Source organism: Microbacterium jejuense, from assembly GCF_019511665.1.
GTDB lineage: Bacteria > Actinomycetota > Actinomycetes > Actinomycetales > Microbacteriaceae > Microbacterium > Microbacterium jejuense_A.
The window spans coordinates 164,919-186,892 of record NZ_JAEUAW010000008.1 but is presented as its reverse complement, the minus strand read 5'-3'; the positions used below and the strand labels follow the sequence as shown (position 1 = coordinate 186,892).

Annotated in this window: 22 protein-coding genes; 13 read left to right on the top strand and 9 right to left on the bottom strand. The window is 71.1% G+C overall.

All coding sequences use genetic code 11. The annotated features are described in order from the left end of the window. Both JNB62_RS12290 and JNB62_RS12285 read left to right on the top strand, forming a co-directional pair. On the top strand, window positions 1-1,476 hold a 1,476-nt coding region (locus JNB62_RS12290), incomplete at its 5' end, for an ABC transporter ATP-binding protein (RefSeq protein WP_223231111.1). Next, window positions 1,473-2,270 (top strand): energy-coupling factor transporter transmembrane component T family protein, encoded by a 798-nt coding sequence (locus tag JNB62_RS12285; RefSeq protein ID WP_220301173.1) that lies wholly within the window; start codon window positions 1,473-1,475, stop codon window positions 2,268-2,270. The genes JNB62_RS12290 and JNB62_RS12285, both read left to right, overlap by 4 nt. A gap of 46 nt (window positions 2,271-2,316) precedes the next feature. On the opposite strand, the gene JNB62_RS12280 is transcribed toward JNB62_RS12285, so the two are convergent. The 3 genes from JNB62_RS12280 to JNB62_RS12270 form a co-directional block, all read right to left on the bottom strand. Further along, complete coding sequence (locus JNB62_RS12280; protein ID WP_220301172.1) at window positions 2,317-2,823, bottom strand: SRPBCC domain-containing protein; 507 nt, start codon at window positions 2,821-2,823, stop codon at window positions 2,317-2,319. After that, a complete protein-coding gene (locus JNB62_RS12275) occupies window positions 2,820-3,539 on the bottom strand; it encodes an aminoglycoside 3'-phosphotransferase (protein WP_220301171.1) in 720 nt (239 codons plus the stop codon). The genes JNB62_RS12280 and JNB62_RS12275 overlap by 4 nt, the downstream gene beginning before the upstream one ends. A gap of 189 nt (window positions 3,540-3,728) precedes the next feature. Further along, complete coding sequence (locus JNB62_RS12270; protein WP_220301170.1) at window positions 3,729-4,079, bottom strand: DUF488 domain-containing protein; 351 nt, start codon at window positions 4,077-4,079, stop codon at window positions 3,729-3,731. 263 nt (window positions 4,080-4,342) lie between these two features. Here JNB62_RS12270 and JNB62_RS12265 point away from each other — a divergent pair, with 263 nt between their 5' ends. From JNB62_RS12265 to JNB62_RS12250, 4 genes are all read left to right on the top strand, one after another. After that, window positions 4,343-5,104: an SDR family NAD(P)-dependent oxidoreductase gene (locus JNB62_RS12265; RefSeq protein ID WP_220301169.1), complete on the top strand. Its 762-nt coding sequence runs from the start codon at window positions 4,343-4,345 to the stop codon at window positions 5,102-5,104. 14 nt (window positions 5,105-5,118) lie between these two features. Then, window positions 5,119-5,892 carry an enoyl-CoA hydratase/isomerase family protein gene (locus JNB62_RS12260; RefSeq protein WP_220301168.1) on the top strand — a complete coding sequence of 258 codons (774 nt, stop codon included), beginning with the start codon at window positions 5,119-5,121 and terminating at the stop codon, window positions 5,890-5,892. 115 nt (window positions 5,893-6,007) lie between these two features. Further along, the gene (locus JNB62_RS12255; protein ID WP_220301167.1) at window positions 6,008-6,847 is read left to right on the top strand and encodes an SDR family oxidoreductase; all 840 of its coding nucleotides are present in this window, start codon (window positions 6,008-6,010) and stop codon (window positions 6,845-6,847) included. A 23-nt stretch (window positions 6,848-6,870) separates the two neighbouring features. After that, window positions 6,871-7,254, top strand: coding sequence for a VOC family protein (locus JNB62_RS12250; protein ID WP_220301166.1), 384 nt, complete (start codon window positions 6,871-6,873; stop codon window positions 7,252-7,254). A gap of 22 nt (window positions 7,255-7,276) precedes the next feature. Here JNB62_RS12250 and JNB62_RS12245 read toward each other — a convergent pair whose 3' ends face one another. After that, a complete protein-coding gene (locus JNB62_RS12245; RefSeq protein WP_220301165.1) occupies window positions 7,277-8,140 on the bottom strand; it encodes a Cof-type HAD-IIB family hydrolase in 864 nt (287 codons plus the stop codon). 10 nt (window positions 8,141-8,150) lie between these two features. After that, window positions 8,151-8,789 carry a LysE family translocator gene (locus tag JNB62_RS12240; protein ID WP_220301164.1) on the bottom strand — a complete coding sequence of 213 codons (639 nt, stop codon included), beginning with the start codon at window positions 8,787-8,789 and terminating at the stop codon, window positions 8,151-8,153. Between the two features lie 122 nt (window positions 8,790-8,911). Here JNB62_RS12240 and rlmN point away from each other — a divergent pair, with 122 nt between their 5' ends. The 7 genes from rlmN to JNB62_RS12205 all read left to right on the top strand — a co-directional run bounded on the left by rlmN (window position 8,912) and on the right by JNB62_RS12205 (window position 18,072). After that, entirely contained in the window at window positions 8,912-10,156 is a 1,245-nt protein-coding gene (gene rlmN / locus JNB62_RS12235; protein WP_220301163.1) for a 23S rRNA (adenine(2503)-C(2))-methyltransferase RlmN, read from the top strand. A gap of 192 nt (window positions 10,157-10,348) precedes the next feature. Next, window positions 10,349-11,956: a DUF4407 domain-containing protein gene (locus JNB62_RS12230; protein WP_220301162.1), complete on the top strand. Its 1,608-nt coding sequence runs from the start codon at window positions 10,349-10,351 to the stop codon at window positions 11,954-11,956. 253 nt (window positions 11,957-12,209) lie between these two features. Beyond that, on the top strand, window positions 12,210-13,943 hold the full coding sequence (locus JNB62_RS12225) for an ABC transporter ATP-binding protein (protein ID WP_220301161.1): 1,734 nt from the start codon (window positions 12,210-12,212) through the stop codon (window positions 13,941-13,943). After that, the gene (locus tag JNB62_RS12220) at window positions 13,940-16,060 is read left to right on the top strand and encodes an ABC transporter ATP-binding protein (RefSeq protein ID WP_222856017.1); all 2,121 of its coding nucleotides are present in this window, start codon (window positions 13,940-13,942) and stop codon (window positions 16,058-16,060) included. Before JNB62_RS12225 ends, JNB62_RS12220 begins: the two co-directional genes overlap by 4 nt. A gap of 67 nt (window positions 16,061-16,127) precedes the next feature. Further along, on the top strand, window positions 16,128-17,141 hold the full coding sequence (locus JNB62_RS12215) for an aldo/keto reductase family protein (RefSeq protein ID WP_220301160.1): 1,014 nt from the start codon (window positions 16,128-16,130) through the stop codon (window positions 17,139-17,141). A gap of 4 nt (window positions 17,142-17,145) precedes the next feature. Continuing rightward, a complete protein-coding gene (locus tag JNB62_RS12210) occupies window positions 17,146-17,625 on the top strand; it encodes an NUDIX domain-containing protein (RefSeq protein ID WP_220301159.1) in 480 nt (159 codons plus the stop codon). A gap of 81 nt (window positions 17,626-17,706) precedes the next feature. Further along, entirely contained in the window at window positions 17,707-18,072 is a 366-nt protein-coding gene (locus JNB62_RS12205) for a VOC family protein (protein ID WP_220301158.1), read from the top strand. 7 nt (window positions 18,073-18,079) lie between these two features. Here JNB62_RS12205 and JNB62_RS12200 read toward each other — a convergent pair whose 3' ends face one another. The 4 genes from JNB62_RS12200 to JNB62_RS12185 form a co-directional block, all read right to left on the bottom strand. After that, a complete protein-coding gene (locus JNB62_RS12200) occupies window positions 18,080-18,610 on the bottom strand; it encodes a ribonuclease H family protein (protein WP_220301157.1) in 531 nt (176 codons plus the stop codon). Between the two features lie 220 nt (window positions 18,611-18,830). Next, the gene (locus tag JNB62_RS12195; protein WP_220301156.1) at window positions 18,831-19,307 is read right to left on the bottom strand and encodes a GbsR/MarR family transcriptional regulator; all 477 of its coding nucleotides are present in this window, start codon (window positions 19,305-19,307) and stop codon (window positions 18,831-18,833) included. Window positions 19,308-19,327: 20 nt separating this feature from the next. Continuing rightward, complete coding sequence (locus JNB62_RS12190; RefSeq protein ID WP_220301155.1) at window positions 19,328-20,941, bottom strand: ABC transporter permease; 1,614 nt, start codon at window positions 20,939-20,941, stop codon at window positions 19,328-19,330. Continuing rightward, on the bottom strand, window positions 20,938-21,891 hold the full coding sequence (locus JNB62_RS12185) for an ABC transporter ATP-binding protein (RefSeq protein WP_220301154.1): 954 nt from the start codon (window positions 21,889-21,891) through the stop codon (window positions 20,938-20,940). Before JNB62_RS12185 ends, JNB62_RS12190 begins: the two co-directional genes overlap by 4 nt. Between the last annotated feature and the right edge of the window lie 83 nt (window positions 21,892-21,974).

Sequence of the window (21,974 nt, the reverse complement as noted above, 5' to 3'; positions counted from 1 at the left end):
CCCGCACGCGGACGACCGGCCGACATCACGGCGGCCGGCTGGGGCTGGCGCTACGCCGGACGCCGCGCGCCGGCCGTGCAGGACGTCACGTTCACGATCGAGCCGGGCCAGCGCGTCCTGCTGCTGGGGGCGTCGGGGGCCGGGAAGTCGACGCTCCTGGCCGGCATCGCGGGCCTGCTCGGCGGCGCCGACGAGGGCGACCAGACCGGCATGCTGCTCGTCGACGGCGCCCGCCCCGAGACGCAGCGCGGTCGCGTCGGCCTCGTCCTGCAGGACCCGGACGCGGGCATCGTGCTGTCGAAGGTCGGCGACGACGTGGCGTTCGGCTGCGAGAACCTCGGGGTGCCGGCATCCGACATCCCCGTCCGTGTCGCCGAGGCGCTGGACGCCGTCGGGCTCGACGTGCCGCTCGACCGTCCGACCAAGGCGCTCTCGGGCGGGCAGAAGCAGCGGCTGGCGCTCGCCGGGGTGCTCGCGATGCGGCCGGGCGTGCTGCTGCTCGACGAGCCGACGGCGAACCTCGACCCCGACGGGGTGCGAGAGGTGCGCGCCGCGGTCGAGCGCGCCGTCGCCGAGACCGGCGCGACGCTCGTCGTCATCGAGCACCGCACCGAGGTGTGGGCCGACCTCATGGACCGCGTGATCGTGGTCGGCGCCGAGGGAGGCCTCGTCGCCGACGGCCGCCCTGCCGAGGTGTTCGCACGCGTCGGCGATGACCTTGCGGCCGCCGGGGTGTGGGTGCCGGGTCGGCCGATCGACCTGCCCGTGCTCGCTCCGGCACGGGCGGACGGCGAGCCGGCGCTGGCGGCATCCGGACTCTCCATCGCACGGGACCGGCGCGCGATCGTGCGGGCGGGACTCGACGTGCACGTGCCGCGCGGCGCGGCCACCGGGATCGTCGGCCCCAACGGCGCCGGCAAATCCACCCTCGCGTTGACGCTCGCGGGGCTGCTGCCCGAAGCGGCGGGGGAGGTGCGGGCCGCGCCTCAGCTCGCGGGGCGATCGGGGCTCCGGCCGTCGCGGTGGACCTCTCGCGAGCTGCTGACACGCATCGGCACGGTGTTCCAAGAGCCCGAGCACCAGTTCCTGGCTGCCACGGTGCGCGACGAGCTGGCGATCGGACCCCGCTCGCGCGGCGTCGCGCCGGCCGATGTCGACGTCATCGTCGACGAGCTGCTCGAGCGGCTGCACCTGGCTCCGCTCGCGCTGGCGAACCCGTTCACGCTGTCGGGCGGGCAGAAGCGGCGGCTGTCGGTGGCGACCGTGCTCGCCGACGCCCCGCCTGTCATCGTGCTCGACGAGCCCACCTTCGGCCAGGACAGGCGCGGCTGGGTCGAGCTCGTGGCGCTGCTGCAGTCCGAGATCGCCGCCGGCACCACCGTCGTCGCCGTGACCCACGACGACGACGTGCTGCGCCACCTCGGTGCGCACCGCATCGACCTGGGGCTCACCGTGACCGCGAGGGCCGCATCGTGACGGCGTTCCCCGCCGAAACGCCCGCCGTCGAGACCCGGCCGGCGTGGCTCGACGGCGTCAACCCCGTGACGAAGGTGGTGCTGGCGCTGCTGCTGTCGGTGCCGCTGTTCGCCTCGATCGACATCACGAGCGCACTCGTGGCGATCGTGCTGCAGGTGGCGTGCCTGCCGCTGACCGGGCTGCCGCTCACGACGCTGCTGAAGCGGATGCTGCCGATCGTGCTGTTCGCGCCGGTCGCAGGCATCAGCATGCTGCTGTACGCCGAGCCGGGCGGGCGCGTCTTCTGGACGTTCGGGTACGCGACCATCAGCGACGACTCGGTCGCCCTGGCGATCGCGGTGTGCCTGCGTGTCGTGGCCCTCGCGCTGCCCACCATCCTGCTGTTCGGCCGCACCGACCCCACCGAGCTGGCGGACGCCCTCGCGCAGGTCGCCCGCCTCCCGAGCAGGTTCGTGCTCGGGGTGCTGGCCGGCACCCGCACGCTCGGGCTGTTCCTCGACGACTGGCGCAGCATGGGCCTGGCCCGCCGTGCCCGGGGCGTCGGCGACACCGGAGCGATCCGCCGCTTCTTCTCGATGGCGTTCGTGCTGCTCGTCTTCGCCGTGCGCCGCGGAACGAAGCTCGCCACGGCCATGGAGGCCCGGGGCTTCGGCTCGGGCATCCCGCGCACGTGGTCGCGGCCGTCCCGGCTGCACGCGCGTGACGCCGTCGCGCTGCTGGGCGGGGCGGCGATCATGGCGCTCGCGATCGCTGCCGCCGTGGCAGCGGGGACGTTCCACTTCGTGTGGTCGTGACGCGCCGGCCGTGACCGGCCGGTCGTGGCGCGCGGGCCGGGATGCCTCAGTCCGCGGCGACGAGTCGCTCGTACGCCGGCTGCAGCGCCGGGAAGTAGTCGTCCCAGGCCACCGTGGCGACGTCGACTCCGGCGTGGGCGGCCACGAGCCGGTCGAGGTAGTACTCCCAGCCGGGGCCGATCGAGCCGACATCGTCGCCGGCGTCCAGCCGCTGCCCGAACGTGAGCACCGTGTCGCCGGGGGAGTCCTCGGCGAGCTCGAACCACAGGTGCCACCCGCCCGCATCCGGAGCGGTGTCGCCCGCGAAGCGCCGGGGCGCGTCGCATTCGTGGATCGTGTACTCGGCCGGCGGAGCGTCGTCGCCCTCGGCCGTCATGAAGAAGGTGACGTGCCCGGTGCGGGGGTCGCCCTCCCAGCGGCCGATCCACCGCTCGAGCCGCGCGGACTCGGTCAGCTCGCGCCACACCTCGTCGGCCGTCGCGGCGAAGCGACGCAGGATCACGAGGTTCGCCTGTCCGTCGATCTTGGCCACGGTGCCGGTGATGTCGGTCATGTCGCGTTCCACAGCTCCCGGTAGTAGGCGAGGCGTTCGCGGTCGGGCTCGATGCCGTACGCCTCGATGAGGGCGTCCTCCCACCCCTCGCCATGGTTCCAGACGGTCGACATCGACGCCACCGCGATGTCGGCCCACCGGTCGCCGACGCCCAGGGCCCCGAGGTCGACGTGTCCGCTCCATCTGCCGTCCTCGCCGATCAGCGTGTTGGGCATGCAGGCGTCGCCATGGCACACCACGAGCCGGTCGACCGGCGGCGCATCGTGCAGAGCGTCGGGAAGGCGGATGCCGCGAACGGCCGCGTTCTCGATCCGCCGGGGCACCGTCCAGTCGAACGGGCACCCGGTGACCGGCAGGGCGTCGTGCAGGGCCCGCAGACCCTCGCCCACCGCACGCACCGCGGTGGCGGCATCCACTCGCGGATCCACCGCGCTGATGCCGGGCAGGGACGCCGTCACCATCCACTCGTAGGCATCGTCGCCGCCGTGCTCGAGCACGCGAGGGACCGGCGTGTACGCGACCGCCCACTCCAGCCGCGCGGCCTCGCCGGCGAACGACGTCTCGAGCGTGCGGGGCGTGTGCTTGATATGGCGCCCGTCGTCGGTGCGGAACGTCAGCCCGCCGTCGTCGTTGTGCCACACCGGCGTGAGCGCGGCGCCGCGAGCCAGCTCGAGCACCTTGGCCGGGACGGCGACGTCTTCGACGGGGATCGACATGCGTCCCATCCTGCCGTGCTGGTGCGCCGCCCGCTTCGTCTCGCCGGCGCTCGCTCAGCGACCGAGGCCGGTGTTCCGCGGAGGACCTCATCCGCGGTCGTTTGAGCGAGCGAGGACGCTTCGTCTCGTCGCTGGCGGTCCTCGCTCAGCGACCGACTCCCGAGACGAAACGCCACCCGGCCGACTGCGTCAGGCCTGCAGCGCCGCCTTCAGCAGCACGGCGTGGTTCTGCGTCGCATCGTGCACCGAATGCAGCAGCGTCACGGTGGCGTGCGGCTCGAGCGCAGTGCGCAGCGCGTCGAGCGCCTCCTTCGTCGGGCCGGCGAGCTCGGCGCGATAGGCGGCCTCGAAGTCCTCCCACGACATGCCGTCGTGGTGGAACGCGGTGCGCAGCTCGGTCGACGGCGCGACGTCCTTGGCCCACAGATCGAGGTGCGCGCGCTCCTTCGACAGCCCGCGCGGCCACAGCCGGTCGACCAGCACCCGGAACCCGTCGCCCGGTGCCGGGTCGTCGTACACGCGCTTGATGCGGAGCTCCATGTCCCTCATCCAACCCCTCTCGGCCCGATTCGTGCACGAATGCAGGCAGGGCGGGGCCGAATCCGCCGTCGTGGCCCGAAACGCGCGCGTCGCCGCCGCGCCGTGCCTGCAATCGTGCACGATTCGTGCCCCATGCCGGCGGATGAGGGATGCTGCACCCCCGGCGTGCTGGGTAGCGTGGAGCCGTCACGACCGACGCTCGCACGCGTTGGGACGCAGTTCCGCGTAAGGTGGGACCCGATACCAAGTTCGAAGGAGAACGCATGGACCTCACGGACGCCTCGGCCCTCGTCACCGGCGGGGCGAGCGGCCTCGGCCTCGCCACCGCGCGACGCCTCGCGGCGGCCGGTGCGACGGTGACCATCGTCGACCTGGCGACCTCGGCGGGCGCGGACGTCGCGGCGGAGCTCGGCGGATCGTTCGCCGCCGCCGACGTCACGGACGCGCAGCAGGTGGCCGACGCGGTCGCGGTGGCCGCGGCATCCCGGCCCCTTCGCGTCGTCGTGAACTGCGCGGGCATCGCACCGCCGGCCAAGGTGCTCGACCGCGAGGGCAACCCGACACCGCTGGACGCGTTCGAGCGCATCATCCGCGTCAACCTCGTCGGCACCTACAACGTCATCGCGCGGGCCTCGGCCGTGATCGCCAAGACCGACCCCACCGAATCGGGCGACCGCGGCGTCATCGTCAGCACCGCGAGCGTCGCGGCGTTCGACGGGCAGATCGGCCAGCCGGCATACTCGGCCAGCAAGGGCGGCGTGCACGCCATGACGCTGCCGATCGCACGCGAGCTCGCCCGCTACGGCATCCGCGTCGTCACGATCGCCCCGGGCATCATGGAGACCCCGATGCTCGCGGGGCTCCCCGAGGCCGCGCAAGAGAGCCTCGGCCAGCAGGTGCCGTACCCGCAGCGCCTCGGCAAGCCCGACGAGTACGCGCGCCTGGTGATGTCGATCGTCGACAACGGGTACCTCAACGGCGAGACCATCCGCCTCGACGGTGCCATTCGCATGGCGCCGAAGTAAGGAGTGCACACCCCATGAGCGACTCGATCCTCGTCACCCGCGACGGCGCCCTCGCGCGCGTCACGTTCAACCGCCCCGCGAGCCTCAACGCGATGGGCTTCGAGATGGGGCGCCGCTGGCGCGACATCGCGCACGAGCTGACCGCCGACGAATCCGTCGGCGCGATCATCCTGGACGCGGCCGGCCCCGCGTTCTGCGCCGGCGGCGACGTCATCGAGATGGCGACGTCGGGGGCCTCGGGCGCGGACGTCACGGGCGCCGCGCACACGATCCACGACGGCATCCGCACGTTCGTCGAGTCCGATAAGCCGATCGTCGCCGCCGTGCAGGGCGCGGTGGCCGGCGGCGGGCTCGGGCTCATGCTCACGGCGGACTACATCGTCGCGTCCGAGCAGTCGAAGTTCGTGAGCCGCTACGCCAACATCGGCCTGACGCCCGACCTCGGCGTCTCGACCCTGCTGCCGGCGGCGGTCGGGCAGCGTCGTGCGCTCCAGCTGCTGCTGCAGGACGTCACGATCGACGCCGCCACCGCGCTGGACTGGGGCCTCGTGACGGAGGTCGTGCCGGCCGACGAGGTCGCGGCACGCTCCGAGGCCGTCGCGCGCTTCTGGCTCGACAACGCCACGGCCGCGTTCGGGCAGGCCAAGCGCCTGGTCCGCACCGGCGCCGGCCGCTCGTTCGCCGAGAACCTCGACGACGAGGCCGCCTCGATCGGCGCCCGCTTCGACACCGACGAGGCCAAGGCCCGCGTGCAGGCCTTCGCCGCGGCATCCCGTTCCCGTTCCTGACCCGCACCACTTCATCGACGACGCACGTCGTCGCCGAGACCGCACCTCATCCACGAGCAGGACGTACGGTTTCGGCGAGGACGCACGTTCTCGACACCACCCGGAGGAGACCGAGATGACCGACAAGCCCCTCGCCGGCAAGACCATCCTGATGTCGGGCGGCAGCCGCGGCATCGGCCTCGCGATCGCGCTGCGTGCCGCGCGCGACGGCGCCAACATCGCGCTGCTGGCCAAGACCGACACGCCGCATCCGAAGCTCGAGGGTACGGTGCACACCGCAGCGGAGCAGATCCGGGATGCCGGCGGCCAGGCGCTCCCGATCGTCGGCGACGTGCGCAACGACGACGACATCACCGAGGCGGTCCTGAAGACGCAGGGCGAGTTCGGCGGCATCGACATCGTCGTCAACAATGCGTCGGTCATCGACCTGTCGCGCTCGCTCGACCTCGAGGCCAAGAAGTACGACCTCATGCAGGACGTGAACGTGCGCGGCACCTTCATGCTGTCGCGCGCGGCGGTGCCGATCCTCAAGGATGCCCCGAACCCGCACATCCTGTCGCTCTCGCCGCCGCTGAACCTGTCGCCGAAGTGGCTCGGCGGCCACACCGGCTACACGCTCGCGAAGTACGGCATGACGATGGCGACGCTGGGCCTCGCGGCCGAGTTCGCGAAGGACGGCATCGCCGCCAACACGCTGTGGCCGCGCACCACGATCGCGACCGCCGCCGTGCAGTTCGCGCTGGGCGGCGACCGCATGATGAAGGTCAGCCGCACGCCGGAGGTGTACGCCGACGCCGCGTACGAGATCTTCACGAAGCCCTCGCGCGAGTACACCGGCCAGACGCTCATCGTCGAGGACGTGCTCGAGGCCGCCGGTGTGACGGACTTCTCGGGGTACGCGGCCGTGCCCGGGACGCCGGATTCGGAGCTGTTCCCCGACATCTTCCTCGACTGATCCCGCCGTCGTAGGGTGGGGGCATGGCGGTGCGGAGCCTGTTCCCCATCCTCCTCACGCGCGATCTGCCGGGGCTCGTGCGCTTCTACGAGAGCGCGCTCGAGGCGACCGTGGCCTACCGCTTCGGCAGCGACGGCGTCGACGACTACGTCTCGCTGCAGCTGGGCGAGGCCTCGCTCGGCATCGGCCGCGACCCCGACGCGCTGCCGCCGTCGGTGGGCGACCGCGCCGCTCTGTGGTTCTACGTCGACGACGTGGATGCCACGTACGCGGCGTGGCTGGCAGCCGGGGGCCGCGGCGAGCAGCCGCCGGCCGACATGCCGTGGGGCGAGCGCGTCGCGCAGGTGCGGGATCCTGGCGGGAACCTCGTGAACCTCGGTGCGGAGGCGCGCGACGCCGGAGGCTGATCCGGAACGGGGCGCCGGCCCGTCAGATCAGTCCGAGCCGCCGGAACGCGTTCGCGACGCCGTCGTCCAGCACGTCGGTCGTGACGAAATCCGCGAGGTCCTTCAGCTCGGGCTGCGCGTTCCCCATCGCCACGGCGACGCCGCACACCTGGAACATCTCGACGTCGTTCCAGCTGTCGCCGATGGCGATCGCGTCGGCCGCGTCGATGCCGAGCTGCTCCAGCAGCAGCTCGATCGCCGAGCCCTTCGTCGTGCCGGCCTCGTTGATCTCGCCGTTGGAGCCGCCAGGGAGCGGCATGCTGCCGGGCACGATGAGGAAGTCCCCGCCCAGGTCGGCGATCAGCTCGTCCATGCCCTCGGGGTGGTCGCTCACGAACACCGCCTTGTCGATGCGGCCGAGGTCGGTCTCGTCGACGCTCGGGAACGTCCGGTGGGCGAGCCCCACGAGCGAGTCCTCGGGCCGCACCTCCTGTCCGGCCGCCTCGCGCGCGTTCAGGGCCGCCGCGTACTCGCGCATGAGCTCGGCCATGTCGTCCGACGCGTATACGCCGTCGCGCGTCTGCAGGAAGTAGCGGATGCCTCGTGCCTTGAGCGCCGCGATCATCCGGTCCGCGGCATCCCTCGACATCGGCCGGTCGACGACCACCTCGCCGCCCGACGTGACCAGCGCCCCGGAGTTGGTGACGGCGCCGTCGAACCCGATCTCGGCGACGCGCGGGTGGATGTCGGACGCCGAGCGCCCGGTCGCCAGATACACGAGGTGCCCCGCGGCGCGGGCCGCCCGGATGGCGTCCGGTGTGCCCGGGGCGATGTTCGTCCCGTGCTCGAGGAGCGTGCCGTCGACGTCGATGAACACGATGCGCCGCCGCGCGGGCTGAGAGACCATGGGTCGTCCTTCAGTGCTTGTTGCCGGTGAAGAGCAGGATGCCGCCGAGCCCGATCATGAGGCCGCCGCCGGTCGCCGACAGCCGCGCGATGCGCTGCGGCGAGCGGCCGAACCACGAGCGGGCCGCCGCCGCGACCAGCGCCCACGCGCCGTCCGACACCAGCGCGATGGCGAAGAAGACGAGGCCGAGCTCGATCATCTGGAGCGGTACGGACCCCGAGTCCAGGTCGACGAACTGGGGGAGGACGGCGACGAAGAACGCGATCGTCTTGGGGTTGGTGATGCCGACGACGAAGCCCTCGCCCAGCTGACGCCACGCGGAGCGGGGCAGTGCGGCGGCGCTCGCGGCGGCAGCCGTGCGGTGGCGATGCCGGATCGCCTGCACGCCGAGGTACATCAGGTACAGCGCGCCCGCCACCTTGAGGATCGTGAACAGCACGATCGACTGCGCCACGATGCCGCCCACGCCGAGCGCCACCAGGCCGATCACCGGCAGCAGGCCCAGCGCGTTGCCCAGCACGCTCAGCAGCCCGCCGATGCGGCCGAGCGCGAGCGCACGGCCGATCGTGAACAGCACGCTCGGCCCGGGGATCACGATGAGCACGAGTGCCGCGAGCGTGAACGCGATCAGGTTGTCGACGGGAACCACGAGTCGAGCGTAGCCGCGGCGGTCCGCGGCGCCACGAGCTGTGGAGAGTGGATGCCGCGGCCTCCGGCATCCACTCGGTCCATGCCGCGTTCGCCCAGGCACCGCCGCGTACCCTTGAGGACATGACCGAGTCCTCGCCCGTGCGCACGACCAAGCCCCGCCAGGTCCGGCCGGCGACCGAGGGCTGGACGCAGCAGAAGGACGCCGAAGGCCGGCCGCTGCTGCAGTTCGCGAGCCCCAAGCGGGGCAAGCCGCCGGTGCACCTCGCCGACTTCACACCGGAGCAGCGGGTCGAGAAGGTCAAGGAGCTGGGGCTTCCGGGCTTCCGTGCGAAGCAGCTCGAGAAGCACTACTTCCAGCACTGGACGCACGATCCGGCCGACATGACCGACCTCCCCGCCGAGGGGCGCGAGGAGTTCGTGCACGGCATGCTGCCGCCGCTGCTCACCGAGGTGCGCCGCCTGGAGACCGACCGCGGCGACACGATCAAGTTCCTGTGGAAGCTGCACGACGGCGCCCTCGTCGAGTCCGTGCTCATGCGCTACCCCGGCCGCATCACGCTGTGCGTGTCGTCGCAGGCGGGCTGCGGCATGAACTGCCCGTTCTGCGCGACGGGACAGGCCGGGCTCACACGCAACATGTCGGCCGCCGAGATCATCGAGCAGGTCGTGCGCGCCAACCGCCTCATCGCCGAGGGCGGCCTCGGCGGCAAGAAGAAGGACGACCACTCGGCGGACCGCGTGTCGAACATCGTGTTCATGGGCATGGGCGAGCCGCTGGCCAACTACGCCCGCGTCATGCAGGCCGTGCGCGTCATGACCGACAAGACGCACGGGATGGGCATGAGCGCGCGTGGCATCACGGTGTCGACCGTCGGCCTCGTGCCCGCCATCACCAAGCTCGCGAACGAAGACATCCCGGTCACCTTCGCGCTGTCGCTGCACGCGCCCGACGACACGCTGCGCGACGAGCTCATCCCGGTGAACTCCCGCTGGAAGGTCGACGAGGCGCTCGACGCCGCCCGCGCCTACTTCGACAAGACCGGCCGCCGCGTGTCGATCGAGTACGCGCTCATCAAGGACATGAACGACCACGCGTGGCGCGCCGACCTGCTGGCGAAGAAGCTCAACGACCGCGGCCGGGGCTGGGTGCACGTGAACCCGATCCCGCTGAACCCGACGCCGGGCTCGATCTGGACGGCGTCCGAGGTCGCCGTCCAGAACGAGTTCGTCCGGCGCCTCAACGACGCCGGGATCCCGACGACCCTCCGCGACACCCGCGGCAAAGAGATCGACGGCGCCTGCGGCCAGCTCGTCGCCACCGAGGAGGACGAGGCGGTCGCCGCCGTCACCCCGCTCGAGGTCTGAGCCGAGGGATGCCGGGCGCCCGGCATCCCGTGCACGGCGCTTCGTCTCGCTCGTTCCTCGCTCGCTCAGCGTCCGGATCTCCGGTTCGCGAAACCCCGGTCGCTGAGCGAGCGCTGGCGAGACGGAGCGCGGCGCACGGTCGGCACAGTGTTCACCCACCAGTCGTCCAGGTGGCCCTCGTACGGTGTTCGGATGTCTTACTCCGCACATCGGCCGGGCCGGTTCGGCTCCGACGGCCGCATCGAGTTCGAGACAGCAGGCTCCGAGCCCGGGGAGCTGTACGTCGACGACGTCCGTGCGGCGCAGGCGCGTGCCGCGCAGGACGAGGCCGCCGAGGCTCCCGACGCGCCCGCCGAGCCCGACGGACCCGAAGACCCCTACCCCGTGACGCAGGACCTGCTCGACGACGCCCTCGCGATGAACCCGACGCAGCCCGTCGCGGTCGCTCCGGAGCAGGTCACGGCGGAATGGGGCGCCGTCGCCGAGGAGCCTGACGGAGCGGCATCCACTCTCCCGATCGCGGACGACGAGCTGTCGGAGCCGTCGGAGCCCGCCACGCGCGCGAAGCAGCCGCGCACCAGGCGGCAGCGCGTGCCGGGATCGGGCTGGCGGCGCCTGGCGATCCTCGGCGGCGCCGAGGGCGTCGTGCTCGACGAGGTGCCGAGCGAGACCCCGCGGTTCGTGCAGATGTTCTTCGTGCTCGCCGGCACGGCCCTGGTGTCGGCGATCTCGATGATGTTCGCCCTCATGACCGGTGTGCGGGTCGCGGTGTGGTTCGCGATCCCGCTCGCGATCGTGTGGGCGCTCATCATCTTCAACCTCGACCGCTTCCTCACCTCGACGATGCGCTCGACGCGCAACGTGTGGCGCCTCATCGGGCTGGCGATCCCGCGTGTCATCATGGCCGCCATCATCGGCATCGTGGTGGCCGAGCCGCTCGTGCTGCAGGTGTTCCACAACGACATCGCCCGCGAGGTGAACGCCACGAACCTCGTGCAGGCGCAGTCCGACCAGGAGGCCGTGACCTCCGGCCCCGAGAAGCAGGCCCTGGATGCCGCGAAGGAGCGCGTCGCGGCGCTCGAGAGCCAGGCGGCCAGCGGCGTCGTGGCCGGCGCCGACACCACCTCCGGGGCCACGGCTTCGGCGCAGGCGACGGTCGACGACCTGACCGCCAAGCTCGCCGCGCAGCAGACCGTCATCGACCAGGCGCGCGCCATCTACCAGTGCGAGCTCACCGGGCAGGGCGCCGGGGAGGTCGCCGGCTGCACCGGCGTCGCGGGCGAGGGTGCGAGCTCCACCGCCGCGAAGGACCAGCTGGCCGCCGCGCAGGCGTCGTACGACGACCTCGCCGCGAAGCTGCGCGACGCGCAGGCCGACCTCGCCGACGCGCAGGCCGCCGGCACCGCCGACGCGAGCGCGTCCGAGGCGACCAACAAGCAGCAGGCCAAGGACGAGCTGCCCGCCGCCCGCGACCAGTACCAGGCGGCGCTCGCCGCGTACAACGCGCGTGCGGCCGAGATCGCCGGCGCGAACGCGGGCGCGACCGGCCTGCTGAGCCAGATCAGCGGACTGGAGCGCCTGTCGCAGCGCGAGCCGACGCTCATGTGGGCGCACTGGCTGATCGCTGCGCTGTTCTTCATGATCGAGCTGCTGCCGGTGCTCGTGAAGGTGCTCACGAGCTATGGCGACCCGACGCTGTACGAGAAGGCCGACGCGCTGCGCAAGCAGGTCGCGCTCGACCGCGTGACCGCGCGCAGCTGGCGCGAGCGGGCCGACATCGCGCAGGGCGGCCAGGCCTGACCCGCTGAACCCCGGGCGAGTGGATGCCGGCGGCCCGGCATCCACTCGCTCCCCGGTGCGCCGCAGAGGCTTCACGCGACACGATATATCGTGTTACAGTGACGGGCGGATGCCGCCGGGAATCGGCATCCCGCGTCCATCGTCCGCCCTCCGCGAACGAGACTGCCGCGATGTCGGCGCCTCGTGCCAGGGTGGGTCCACACCACCTTCTGCGCGCTCGTTCGCGTGCCCTTACGCGCCTTTGGGGAATCTCGTGCTGGCAAAACTCCTCGTCCGATATCTCAAACCCTCAGGGTGGCTGCTGCTCGGCGTGCTGCTCTTCCAGGCGGCCTCGGCGGTCGCCTCGCTCTACCTGCCGAGCCTCAACGCCGACATCATCGACAACGGCCTGACCAAGGGCGACACCGAGTACATCTGGCGCACCGGCCTGTTCATGCTGACCGTGTCGCTCGGCCAGATCACGGCGTCGATCATCGCCACCTACTTCGCCGCGCGCGCCGCGATGAAGCTGGGCCGCGACATCCGCGACGACATCTTCGAGCGCGTGTCGGGCTATTCCGAGCGCGAGGTCACGGACTTCGGCGCAGGCTCGCTCATCACGCGCAACACCAACGACGTGCAGCAGGTGCAGATGCTGGCGATGATGTCGGCGACGTTCCTCGTCACCGCGCCGCTGCTGGCCGTCGGCGGCATCATCCTGGCGATCGAGCAGAGCGCGAGCCTGGCGTGGATCATCGCCGTCGCGGTGCCGGTGCTGCTCGTCGTCGCGGGCCTCATCATCGCGCGCATGGTGCCGCTGTTCCGCAGCTGGCAGTACAAGCTCGACGGCGTGAACCGCGTGATGCGCGAGCAGCTCACGGGCATCCGGGTGATCCGCGCGTTCGTCCGCGAGCCGATCGAGGAGGAGCGCTTTCGCGCCGCCAACACCGAGATCATGGTCGTCGGCCGCAAGGTCGGGTCGCTGTTCGTTCTGCTGTTCCCCGCCGTCATGCTGATCCTCAACGTCACCGTGATCGGCGTGATCTGGTTCGGCGGTATCAAGGTCGATGCCGGCGAGGTGCAGATCGGCACGCTGTTCGCCTTCATGCAGTACGTCATGATCATCCTGTCGGGCGTCATGATGGCGAGCTTCATGACGCTCATGATCCCGCGCGCCGCGGTGTCGGCCGAGCGCATCAGCGAGGTGCTCGGCACGCGCTCGACGCTCGTGCCGCCGACGGACGGCGTGACGGAGTTCCCGACACCCGGCTCCGTGGAGTTCGAGGACGTCACCTTCACCTACCCGGGCGCCGAGCACCCGATCCTGTCGGGCATCAGCTTCACGGCCGCGCCAGGTGAAACGGTCGCCGTCGTCGGCTCGACCGGAGCCGGCAAGACGACGCTCGTGTCGCTCATCCCGCGCCTGTTCGACGTGACGGACGGCGTCGTCGCGGTCGGCGGCGTCGACGTGCGCCAGGCCGACCTCGACGCGCTGTGGCGCACCATCGGCATCGTGCCGCAGCGGCCCTTCCTGTTCTCGGGAACCATCGCGTCGAACCTGCGGTTCGGCCGCGAGGACGCGACGGATGCGGAGCTGTGGCACGCGCTGGAGATCGCGCAGGCCAGCGACTTCGTGAGCCAGATGGACGGCGGCCTCGACGCCCCGATCTCGCAGGGCGGCACGAACGTGTCGGGCGGGCAGCGGCAGCGGCTAGCGATCGCCCGCGCGATCGTGCACGCCCCTCGCGTGCTCGTGTTCGACGACTCCTTCTCGGCCCTCGACCTCACGACCGACGCGAGGCTGCGCCAGGCGCTGTGGCGCGAACTGCCCGACGTCACGAAGATCGTCGTCGCGCAGCGCGTCTCGACCATCACCGAGGCCGATCGCATCGTCGTGCTCGACGACGGCGGCATCGTGGGCCTCGGCACGCACGAGCAGCTGCTCGAGACCAGCCAGACCTACCGTGAGATCGTCCAGTCCCAGCTCGGAGCGGAGGCGGCCCGATGAGCGCCGACGAGACCCCCACCCAGACGCCGCGTCGCGGCCGCCGCGCGCCGCGCCCGCAGCCGGTGCTCAGCGCCGAGGAGCAGGCCGAGATCGAGCTCGGCGAACAGGCCCGCATCGCCGCAGACGACTGGAGCGGCGGTGTCGCGCCGGGCAAGGCCGCGCACTTCGGCCCGTCGTTCCGGCGGCTGATCGGACTGCTCAAGCCGCACGCCGTCGTGTTCGTGTTCGTGTCGCTGCTCGGCGCGGCGGGCGTCGTGCTCGCCGTGCTGTCGCCCAAGGTGCTGGGCGAGGCCACCAACATCCTGTTCGAGGGCGTGGTGTCGTCGATGGCGCCCGCCGGCGCGACGCAGCAGCAGGTCGTCGACGGCCTGGAGGCGGCCGGCCAGCAGGACCTCGCCAACATCGTCGCGGCCATGAACAACTTCACGCCGGGCGCCGGCGTGGACTTCATGGCGCTCAGCCGCGTGCTGCTGATCGTCCTGGCGCTGTACTTCGCGTCGTCGATCCTGATGTGGCTGCAGGGCTACGTCATCAACGTCATCATGATGCGCGTCATGTGGAAGCTGCGCGAAGACGTCGAGGCGAAGATCAACCGCCTGCCGCTGCGCTACTTCGACCGCGTGCAGCGCGGCGAGCTGATCTCGCGCGTCACGAACGACATCGACAACATCACGCAGATGATGCAGCAGTCGCTGTCGCAGGCGCTCACGAGCGTGCTGACCGTCATCGGCGTGCTCATCATGATGCTGTCGATCTCGTGGCAGCTGACCCTCGTCGTGCTCGTCAGCTTCCCGCTGATGGGCGTGCTGTTCGGCGTCATCGGCCCGCGCTCGCAGAAGGCGTTCGGCATCCAGTGGCGCAAGGTCGGACGCCTCAACGCCCGCGTCGAGGAGTCGTTCTCGGGCCACGCGCTCGTGCGCGTGTTCGGGCGCGAGGAGGCGGCGCGCGAGGCGTTCCGCGCCGAGAACGAAGAGCTGTACCAGGCCTCGTTCAAGGCGCAGTTCCTCGCGAACATCATGATGCCCGCGATGATGTTCATCGGAAACCTGACGTACGTCGGCATCGCCGTGTTCGGCGCGCTCATGGTCGCCGGCGGCCAGCTGCGTCTCGGTGACGTGCAGGCGTTCATCCAGTACTCGCAGCAGTTCACGCAGCCGCTGTCGGAGCTGGGCGGCATGGCCGCGGTCGTGCAGTCCGGCACGGCGTCGGCCGAGCGCGTGTTCGAGCTGCTCGACGAGTCCGAGCAGGACCCGGACGCCGCAGACGCGCCGGCGCCCGTGGACGGCGACGGCACGATCGAGTTCCAGGACGTGGCGTTCTCGTACTCGCCCGATCGCCCGCTGATCCACGACCTGTCGTTCCGGGTCGAACCCGGCCAGACGGTCGCGATCGTCGGTCCGACCGGTGCCGGCAAGACGACCCTGGTGAACCTCATCATGCGGTTCTACGAGCTCGACGGCGGGCGCATCCTGCTGAACGGCCAGGACATCGCGACGCTCACGCGCCGCGACATCCGCGCCAAGACCGGCATGGTGCTGCAGGACCCGTGGCTGTTCGCGGGCACGATCCGCGAGAACATCCGCTACGGCCGCGCCGACGCCACCGACGACGAGATCCTCGCGGCCGCGCGGGCGACGTACGTCGACCGGTTCGTCCACTCGCTGCCCGACGGATACGACACGCTCCTCGACGAGGACGCGTCGAACATCTCGGCCGGCGAGAAGCAACTCATCACGATCGCGCGCGCGTTCGTGGCCCAGCCTTCGGTGCTGATCCTCGACGAGGCCACCTCGTCGGTCGACACGCGCACCGAGCTGCTGCTGCAGCACGCGATGGCCGCGCTGCGCGAGGGACGCACGTCGTTCGTCATCGCGCACCGCCTCTCGACCATCCGCGACGCCGACCTCATCCTCGTGATGGAGAACGGCGGCATCGTCGAGCAGGGCACGCACGACGAGCTCATCGCGGCCGAGGGTGCGTACTACCGCCTCTACAACTCGCAGTTCCAGCAGGCCGCGACCGACCTGGACGAGGAGGCGCGGGCGCTGACCGTCGACGCCGAATCCGGTGAAACCGCCGAGGACGCGTCCGAAGGCGAGACGGCACCGGTCGCCTGACATATCGGCATCTCGTCGAACGCGCTACCCGTCCCGGCATGTCCGCCGGGACGGGTAGCGTTTTCTCATGGTCAACTACCGATATCTCGGAAACAGCGGTCTCAAGGTCAGCGAGATCACGTACGGCAACTGGGTCACGCACGGCTCGCAGGTCGACGACTCCGCAGCGATCGCGACCGTCCACGCAGCACTCGACGCCGGCATCACCACGTTCGACACGGCCGACACCTACGCCAACACCGCGGCCGAGGTCGTGCTCGGCAAGGCCCTCGAAGGCCAGCGGCGCGAGTCGCTCGAGATCTTCACGAAGGTGTACTTCCCGACAGGCCCCAAGGGACCGAACGACACCGGCCTCAGCCGCAAGCACATCTTCGAGTCGATCAACGGGTCGCTCAAGCGCCTCGGCACCGACTACGTCGACCTGTACCAGGCCCACCGCTTCGACTACGAGACGCCGCTGGAAGAGACCTTCCAGGCGTTCGCCGACGTCGTCCGCCAGGGCAAGGCGCTGTACATCGGCGTCTCGGAGTGGACGGCCGAGCAGCTGCGCGAAGGTCACGCGCTCGCCAAGAGCTACGGCGTGCAGCTCATCTCGAACCAGCCGCAGTACTCCGCGCTGTGGCGCGTCATCGAGGGCAAGGTCGTGCCCGCGTCCGAAGAGCTCGGCATCTCGCAGATCGTGTGGTCCCCGATGGCGCAGGGCGTGCTGTCGGGCAAGTACCTGCCCGGCCAGCCCCTGCCCGACGGCTCGCGCGCGACCGACGAGAAGAGCGGTGCGAACTTCATCAAGTCGTTCCTGCGCGACGAGGTGCTCGAGGCCGTCCAGCGCCTGAAGCCCATCGCCGAGCAGGCGGGACTGTCGATGCCGCAGCTCGCGATCGCGTGGGTGCTGCAGAACAAGAACGTGGCGTCGGCGCTGGTCGGGGCATCCCGTCCCGAGCAGCTGGCCGAGACGGTCAAGGCCTCGGGCGTCGTGCTCGACGCCGACACGCTCGCCGCGATCGACACGGCGCTCGGCGACGTCGTCTACAGCGACGCCGAAGACACCTACACGGTGTCGCCGAAGGCGCGACTGGTCTGACGCCATGGTGACGACCAGCGCCGGCATCCTGCTCTACCGGCTCTCTCCCGACCTCGAGGTGCTCATCGCGCATATGGGTGGGCCGTTCTGGGCGAGCAAGGATGCCGGTGCATGGTCGGTCCCGAAGGGCGAGTTCCTCGAGGGAGAAGAGGACGCCCTGGATGCCGCGAGGCGCGAGTTCCGCGAAGAGCTCGGCATCGACCCGCCGGAGCCGCCGTACGCGGAGCTCGGCACGTTCGCCTACTCGTCGGGAAAGCGCGTCACGGTGTTCGTCGCGGACGGGACGGATCTGTCGCTCGAGGGCCTCGAGTTCGGCGAGTTCGACCTCGAGTGGCCGCCGCGGTCCGGGCGCACCGTGCGGTTCCCCGAGGTGGACCGCGTCGAGTGGACGGCTCCGGACGCTGCCCGAGAGCGCCTCGTGAAGGGTCAGCGCCCCGCCGTCGATGCTCTGGAGGACCATCTGCGCCGCGTCGCGGAGGCCTGACGCCGTCGCGACGGGCTCCCTTGTGCGACTCCCGGGTGAGGCGGAGACTGACCGGGTCGGAGACGCACGAGAGGATCCACCATGGCTCACGGCGACATCACCCACATCGACATCCCGGTCAGCGACTTCGAGAGGGCCGGCGCGTTCTACTCCGGCCTCTTCGGCTGGCAGATCGCCGAGGTGCCCGGCTACGAGGGCTATCCCATGTGGCAGGCGCCCAACAAGATCTCGGGCGGAGGACTCGCTCCCCGCGACGACGGCTTCACGCAGCCTCGCTCGTACGTCGAGGTCGACTCCATCGACGAGACCGTGGCGAAGGCGAAGGACGCCGGCGGCACGGTGCTGATGGAGAAGAGCGAGATCTCGCCGACCAGCTGGTGGGCGGTGATCGAAGACCCCGACGGCAACGCCATCGGCCTGTACGAGGGCAGCACCGACGCGGGCTGATCGGCGGTCAGCGCCCGTTCTTCGGGCGCGCCGACACGTCGATGCGGTCCTGGGCGCCGAGCGACGACCACGCGCTCGCGACGCCCTTCGCCGCGTGCTCGGACGCCCGCACCGCACGCTCATCGGCCCACGCGTTGAGCACGTGGCCGGAGTGGCCGCGCACGTGCTCGAGCACGACGTCGGGGAGCCCGGCGGCCCGACGGGCATCGCGCGCCCGGATCAGCTGCTCCAGGATGTCGACGTTCTTGGTCGGAGCGCCCGTCGAGGTCTTCCAGCCCCGGCGGCGGTGACCGTCCATCCACTTCGTGTACGTGTCGATCGCGTACTTCGAGTCGGCCTGCACGACGAGGTTCGCGACGTCGGCGTGGTCCTCGATGGCCTTGAGCAGCCCGGTCAGCTCGCCGATGTTGTTCGTCCCCACGGGGATCGCGCCGGCCGCCCAGTGCCCGTCCTCGCCGACCCACGCCCAGCCGGTCGGTCCGGGGTTGCCCTTGCAGGCTCCGTCGGTGGCAACGATGTAGCGGGGCGCGTCTGTCACTCGGGCAAGGCTACCGGCCCGCGGCGACCGTCCCGGCGCGTTCCCCCGAGAAGGCGGCTGCAGGGACTCGGGATGCTCCGCGCTGTCGGAATCGGCAACCGCGCCTGACTTGTTCGACAGCGAATGACGGTTTCGACAGCGCGAACGAACCGGGAGCGTCGGTCTTCGGCAGCGGGGGAGGGCGGGTGGATGCCGGCGGCCGCTGTCGTCGCCGGACGGCTCAGGCCGGCTCGGCCTCGGACCCGTGGCGCTGGGCATGCCACTCGTCCGCGAGCTGCGGCATCCTCACCGCGAGGTACCGCAGGAAGTCGGCGATGTCATGCGCCCTCGCGGCGGAGGCGGGCGCCGGATTCTCGTCGGCGATCCGGTCGAGATAGGCGGCGAGGTTGGCGTACAGCGGCGCATTGGCGGCGATCATGCCGGTCCAGGCGTCCTCGGTGAGGTCGTACCGGTCGCGGCGGTCGCCGGGCCGCGATCGACGGTGGATCAGGCGCAGCGACACGAGGTAGCGCACGGCACCCGACACGGCCGCCGCCGACACGCCGAGTCGCTCGGCGAGGTCGGCGGCGGTGTAGCCGTCGTCGGGGGCGCCGGCGAGCGCCATCATGACGCGCGCCGGCATACGGGGCATGCCCACGGCAGCGAGCATCGCGGCGGACTGCTCCGCCGCCTCGACTCCCGCGTGCTCCGCTGACATCCGCACCCCCTCCGTCGAGGCTATCCGTTCGTGGCCAGCTGCCGTCGCCGCATGAGCACGAGCGCCCCGCCCGTGAGCACGACCGCGGCCCCGAGCAGCCACCAGCCGCCCTTCATGTCGAGGTCCCCGGCGTCGACCGTCGGAGCCGACGTGAACGGCGAGAGGTTGACGACGGCATCCGGCAGTCCGAACAGCGCGCCGAACAGGCCGAGTGTCAGTCCGCCCAGCACGAGGATCCACGCCAGCGCGATCGTCGCCCGCGGCGCGACGACGAACACGAACGCGGTGATCGCGAGGAAGACGGATGCCGCGATCGCCTGCCCGAAGCCGGCCAGGACCGCATCGCGCACGAGCTCGGAATCGCCGTTCCGGAGGGAGCCGAGCCACGCGCCGAGCAGGCCGGATGCGCACACCCCGAGGACTCCCGCGAACGCGATGACGAGGTAGCCGCCCAGCCACCGCACGCGTCCGACGGGCTCGGCGAGGACGAGCTCGGCGGTGCCGTGGGTCTCTTCCTGGCGGGCTCGCGAGACCGTCTGCACGGCGGCGCACGCGGCCAGCACCCCCACGATCAAGAAGAAGATGACGACCATGCCCGCCGCCAGGCTGCCGTTGTCGGAGAGCGCCGACAGCACGTTCTGCAGCGCCGGGATGTCGGTGCCGAGGTCGGTGATCACGGAGGCGAGGCTCGTCGAGAGCAGGCCCGTGAGCAGGCCGCCGACGCACCAGCCGAGGAGCGAGCCGCGGCTGAGGCGCCATACGAGCCCGATCGGCGCCGACAGTGACGCGTGGGCGAACAGGCGTCCCGGACGCTGCGCGATGAAGCTCTCGCCGACGTCGCGCAGCGGCTGCAGCACCAGGGCGAGCGCCGTGAGCACCACGCCGGTGCCCAGGCACAGCAGCACCGGCCACCATGCGTCGTCCGCGAACGGACGGGAGTTCTCGGCCCAGCCGAAGGGCGACAGCCACGTGAGCCACGAGCTCTCGATGCGCTGCAGGTCGTCCGACGGCGTGCCGAGCGCGTTGCCGATGCCCGACAGCAGGAACGTGATGATCAGCACCCACACCGACAGCGAGTTCGCGCCCCGCGAGGTGCGCATGAGCTGTGCGGCGACGAGGGCGACCCCGAGGAACACGATGCCGACGGAACCCGCCGCCACCCCCGCGACGACGGAGCCGGCGGGGTCGAAGCCGGAGCCGGCATAGACCGCGATCACCAGCACCGCCAGGACGACGTCGGCCAGCACGCCGTGAAGGATCGTCGCGATCGTCGGCGCCGTGCGGGCGGCCGGCGTCGCGGCGATGAGCTCGGCGCGTCCGAGCTCCTCCTCGGCGCGCGTGTGCCGCACCGCGAGGAACGACGACATGAACGCGGCCATCATCGCGAGGAACGGCAGGATCAGGAACAGCGTGAACGCTTCGCGCTCAGCGCCCGACGGGAGGCCGCGGAACAGCATGATGACGGGGTTCGCCATCACCGCGACGAGCACCTCCTGCCGGTCCTGCAGTGTGCCGTAGGACTGCTCGACGCCGCTGACCGCCGACGCGGCGAGGGCCGCCGTGCCCAGGATCCACAGCGTCAGCTGCAGCCAGTCGCGGCGCAGCCGCTGGCGCAGCAGCGCGGGAACGGTCATCGCGACGCCCCCGCGGTCTCGTGCGCGGCGTCCTGCGCGGCCTCGTCGGAGGCGAGCTCGTCGCCGTAGTGACGGAGGAACAGCTCTTCGAGCGAGGGCGGCGCGATCCGCAGCCCCGCCGCGTTGCGCTGGGCGAGGGCGGGGAGAGTGGATGCCACGGCGTCGCTGTCGACCGTGAACTTCACGCGTCCCTCCTCGGCCACGACGTCGTGGGCGCCGGCGATGCCGGCGGCCGCCGCGGCGTCCGTCCCCTCGAACGAGATCTCGGTGCGCGTGAGGTGGCGCAGCTCGGCGAGCGTGCCGGACTCGACGATGCGGCCGGCGCGGATGATCGACACCCGGTCGCACAGCTGCTCGACCTCGGAGAGGATGTGGCTGGAGAGCAGCACCGTGGCACCGGCATCCCTCACCCTCGCGATCTCGCGACGGAACATCACCTCCATGAGCGGGTCGAGGCCGCTCGTCGGCTCGTCGAGGATGTACAGGTCGGCGGGCACGGCGAACGCGGCGATGAGTGCGACCTTCTGCCGGTTGCCCTTCGAGTACGAGCGTCCCTTCTTGCGCGGGTCGAACTGGAACGCCTCCATGAGCCGCTGACGCTCGGCGCGGTACGCGGCGTCGCGCCTGCCGGTTCCGCGCAGGCGCGAGAGGAAGTCGATGGCCTCGCCGCCCGAGAGGTTGGGCCACACGCTGACGTCGCCCGGGACGTAGGCGATGCGGCGGTGCAGCGCCACGCTGTCGTTCCACGGATCCTGGCCGAACACCGATGCCTCACCGCCGGTTGCGCGGGCGAGCCCGAGCAGGATGCGGATGGTGGTGGACTTGCCGGCGCCGTTGGGCCCGAGGAACCCGTGGATCTGGCCCTGGTCGACGCTCAGATCGAGACCGTCGAGGGCGTGGACGCGGCCGTAGTGCTTGGTGAGGCCGCTGGTGCGGATGACTGTGGACATGGTCGCGACGCTACGCCGGTTTCACAAATTTGTGAATATTCCTCACGCTATCCTCACGCGCGCGCTTGCGTTGTATACGGTGA

What these genes read in the sequence shown, in the direction of transcription:
- JNB62_RS12280 (WP_220301172.1), bottom strand. Translation starts at nt 2,823, where the DNA reads ATGACCGACATCACCGGCACCGTGGCCAAGATCGACGGACAGGCGAAC.
- JNB62_RS12275 (WP_220301171.1), bottom strand. Translation starts at nt 3,539, where the DNA reads ATGTCGATCCCCGTCGAAGACGTCGCCGTCCCGGCCAAGGTGCTCGAG.
- JNB62_RS12270 (WP_220301170.1), bottom strand. Translation starts at nt 4,079, where the DNA reads ATGGAGCTCCGCATCAAGCGCGTGTACGACGACCCGGCACCGGGCGAC.
- JNB62_RS12265 (WP_220301169.1), top strand. Translation starts at nt 4,343, where the DNA reads ATGGACCTCACGGACGCCTCGGCCCTCGTCACCGGCGGGGCGAGCGGC.
- JNB62_RS12260 (WP_220301168.1), top strand. Translation starts at nt 5,119, where the DNA reads ATGAGCGACTCGATCCTCGTCACCCGCGACGGCGCCCTCGCGCGCGTC.
- JNB62_RS12255 (WP_220301167.1), top strand. Translation starts at nt 6,008, where the DNA reads ATGACCGACAAGCCCCTCGCCGGCAAGACCATCCTGATGTCGGGCGGC.
- JNB62_RS12250 (WP_220301166.1), top strand. Translation starts at nt 6,871, where the DNA reads ATGGCGGTGCGGAGCCTGTTCCCCATCCTCCTCACGCGCGATCTGCCG.
- JNB62_RS12245 (WP_220301165.1), bottom strand. Translation starts at nt 8,140, where the DNA reads ATGGTCTCTCAGCCCGCGCGGCGGCGCATCGTGTTCATCGACGTCGAC.
- rlmN (WP_220301163.1), top strand. Translation starts at nt 8,912, where the DNA reads ATGACCGAGTCCTCGCCCGTGCGCACGACCAAGCCCCGCCAGGTCCGG.
- JNB62_RS12230 (WP_220301162.1), top strand. Translation starts at nt 10,349, where the DNA reads ATGTCTTACTCCGCACATCGGCCGGGCCGGTTCGGCTCCGACGGCCGC.
- JNB62_RS12220 (WP_222856017.1), top strand. Translation starts at nt 13,940, where the DNA reads ATGAGCGCCGACGAGACCCCCACCCAGACGCCGCGTCGCGGCCGCCGC.
- JNB62_RS12215 (WP_220301160.1), top strand. Translation starts at nt 16,128, where the DNA reads ATGGTCAACTACCGATATCTCGGAAACAGCGGTCTCAAGGTCAGCGAG.
- JNB62_RS12210 (WP_220301159.1), top strand. Translation starts at nt 17,146, where the DNA reads ATGGTGACGACCAGCGCCGGCATCCTGCTCTACCGGCTCTCTCCCGAC.
- JNB62_RS12205 (WP_220301158.1), top strand. Translation starts at nt 17,707, where the DNA reads ATGGCTCACGGCGACATCACCCACATCGACATCCCGGTCAGCGACTTC.
- JNB62_RS12195 (WP_220301156.1), bottom strand. Translation starts at nt 19,307, where the DNA reads ATGTCAGCGGAGCACGCGGGAGTCGAGGCGGCGGAGCAGTCCGCCGCG.
- JNB62_RS12190 (WP_220301155.1), bottom strand. Translation starts at nt 20,941, where the DNA reads ATGACCGTTCCCGCGCTGCTGCGCCAGCGGCTGCGCCGCGACTGGCTG.
- JNB62_RS12185 (WP_220301154.1), bottom strand. Translation starts at nt 21,891, where the DNA reads ATGTCCACAGTCATCCGCACCAGCGGCCTCACCAAGCACTACGGCCGC.